Annotated in this window: 3 protein-coding genes; all 3 read right to left on the bottom strand. The window is 56.7% G+C overall.

Annotated features, from left to right (window positions below; all coding sequences use genetic code 11):
* On the bottom strand, window positions 1-1035 hold a 1035-nt coding region (gene tnpC / locus J0909_RS18205), incomplete at its 3' end, for an IS66 family transposase (protein WP_207265107.1).
* Between the two features lie 43 nt (window positions 1036-1078).
* The gene (gene tnpB / locus J0909_RS18210; protein ID WP_028588654.1) at window positions 1079-1429 is read right to left on the bottom strand and encodes an IS66 family insertion sequence element accessory protein TnpB; all 351 of its coding nucleotides are present in this window, start codon (window positions 1427-1429) and stop codon (window positions 1079-1081) included.
* Entirely contained in the window at window positions 1426-1770 is a 345-nt protein-coding gene (gene tnpA, locus J0909_RS18215) for an IS66 family insertion sequence element accessory protein TnpA (protein WP_156939755.1), read from the bottom strand. Before tnpA ends, tnpB begins: the two co-directional genes overlap by 4 nt.
* Between the last annotated feature and the right edge of the window lie 78 nt (window positions 1771-1848).

The raw sequence follows: 1848 nt of genomic DNA on the forward strand, positions 1-1848 counted from the left end.
CGTGCCGCGTTTCTTTGTCCCGGCCTTGAGCACGTCCATGAATTTGCGTCGCACGTGCGCCATGCAGCCCACATGGATGATGCCCTCCCGCTCTCCCAGTGCGTTGTACCCCGCATAACCGTCGGTTTGCAGGTAGCCTGAAAAATCGCGCACCAACTCCTCGGCAATCTTGCCGGAACGCGAGGGCGAATAATGAAAGAGTACGCCGGGTTTTCCAGGAGGTCCGCCTCGGGCGAGCCACATATACGATTTGCTCGTGTTCTTCCGGCCAGGTTCTTTCAACACCTGCACCGTGGTTTCATCCAGATTCAAGACCGGCCCAGACAGAATCTCTTCGTGCAGAAGGCCCATGATCGGCTCACAAGCCTCGGCGACCCGCAGAGCCCAGCCGCACATGGTGCTCCGGGAAACATCCAGGCCCAACCTGGCGAACATGCGCTCTTGGCGATAAAACGGCAGCCCGTCCACAAACTTGGAAGCCAGGACATAGGCCAGGAGACCAGGTGTGGCGATGCCCTTGGGAATTACCTGCGGCGGCATAGGGGCTATCTTCACGGTGGGGCTGTCGTCCTCCACGCCCTCGCACTCGCGGCAGGCGTACTTGGGCCGGACGTGGCGCACCACCTGAATCTTTGCCGGAATGAAGTCCACCTTTTCGCTGACCTCTTCACCGATGCGGGTCAAAGGAGAGCCGCAGGGGCACGTCTTGTCCTCTTCAGGCAGGTCGTGAACAACTTCCACACGGGGGAAAGTTGGCGGAATGGGACGCCGACCTCTCTTCCTGCGGGTATGGCTGGGCACGGCGACGGTGCTGTCGTCGGCTTTCAGAAACTCAGCAGCAACAGCCTCCGCCTCGTCAAACAACGAATACTGCCGTTCATTGGCATTGGGCTTGGCTCGACGTTCCGAAGTCGCCGCATGAATGACGGCCTTGAGCCACCGGACCTGCTCCTGCAACTCGGAAATGTATTCGTCCCGGTCGGCAAGGATGGCTTTCAAAGCCTTGGGATCATTTGGCAGGACTGCGTTGCTCATGGAGGTTTTTTACATATAATATACTGAAATGTAAAGATAATAGTCAAAAAATAGTCGAATATTTCAGACTCGGATGGCCCTGCATCCGCGTGGGGTCGAGTCCTTCAAGGAGCCACGAAAGCTCACGTGCCCCAAGCTCCAGGGCCTGCTCCCTGGACTCGGGCCAAAAGAAGCGATGCTTCTCCAACCGCTTCTGCCACAGACAAAACCCGTTGCGATCCCAGTAGAGGATTTTGATGAGCGTCCGGCTTTTGTTGCAAAAGACGAACAGCTGCCCGCTGAAAACATCCATCTCTGGAAGACCGGCGACAAGGAGGGACAGGCCGTTGACGGCCTTGCGCAAATCAGTTGAGCCCAGCACGAGGTAGACCCGTGTGTTTGAATGCAGGATCATGCGAACCGGCCAAGGGTTTCAAGGAGCTTGACGAGGGTGCCCTGGCAAAAGTCGCCTGCCAGCTCTACCTGGTAGCCTGAAGCATGCAAAATGATCGGTTGCTGGATTTCCTTGACCGTGATCTGCTGAACCGGAATCGCAACGATGTCCGGCGTGTTGCCGGAAACATCTTCGCTTTGCTCTAGGAAACGCCGCTTCCAGTGATAAAACGCGCCTGCCGAAAGCTTATGTCTGCGGCAGTATTCGGCTTGCGTCAGCTTGCTCGCACGCCAACCATCGACATGCTTACGCCAAAAATCGGCTGAACGGTGCTTCTTCTGTTGTCGGGATGCCTTGGCCATGAATTCTCCTCCTTGATCTGAAGGGCATCATGGCATTGATGGAGTGGTGCTGTAAGAAGGGGTTTATCGTGCGCTTAC

The organism is Desulfovibrio sp. Huiquan2017 (genome assembly GCF_017351175.1).
Taxonomy (GTDB): domain Bacteria; phylum Desulfobacterota; class Desulfovibrionia; order Desulfovibrionales; family Desulfovibrionaceae; genus Pseudodesulfovibrio.

Bases quoted from the DNA above. Each gene is read 5' to 3' on its own strand.
- tnpA (WP_156939755.1), bottom strand. From the start codon at position 1,770: ATGGCCAAGGCATCCCGACAACAGAAGAAGCACCGTTCAGCCGATTTT.
- tnpB (WP_028588654.1), bottom strand. From the start codon at position 1,429: ATGATCCTGCATTCAAACACACGGGTCTACCTCGTGCTGGGCTCAACT.